Origin of the sequence: Pseudomonas sp. SID14000 (assembly GCF_002165135.1) — a bacterium.
Taxonomy (GTDB): Bacteria; Pseudomonadota; Gammaproteobacteria; order Pseudomonadales; family Pseudomonadaceae; genus Aquipseudomonas.
Genome location: NZ_NFZQ01000116.1, coordinates 1 through 429, shown reverse-complemented (window position 1 = coordinate 429; position 429 = coordinate 1). Strand labels below are relative to the sequence as shown.

The 429-nt window shown below is 72.5% G+C and carries 1 pseudogene; it reads left to right on the top strand.

What is annotated here, in order from left to right:
* A pseudogene (locus CAY82_RS27605) lies at positions 1 to 429 on the top strand (hypothetical protein); the annotation flags it as partial.

Genomic DNA, 429 nt, shown 5'->3' with positions numbered 1-429 from the left:
CGCGGTGACTCACGAGGCCAAGCAACTTCCCGACCTTCCCCCACTCCCACCGAAGATCGCAATCGAGGACCTCGCGGTCGCCGGCGACTGGTTCCGCACCGGCGACATGGCGGTGCGCGAGCCCGACGGGTACGTGCGGATCGTCGGCCGGCGCGCCACCGACCTGATCAAGTCCGGCGGTTACAAGATCGGCGCGGGCGAGATCGAGAACGCCCTGCTCGACTTCCCCGGCGTCCGCGAGGCGGCCGTCACCGGCGAGCCCGACCCGGACCTGGGCGAGCGCGTCGTCGCCTGGCTGGTCACCGAGGACGGCCCGCTGGACGAACAGGCGGTCGCCGACCACGTCCGCGACGACGCCGGGTGCGGTGTCGAACACGTACGCCCGGGCCCGTGGCAGGTCCTCGAGCGCACCGACGCGGTGTCCGGTCA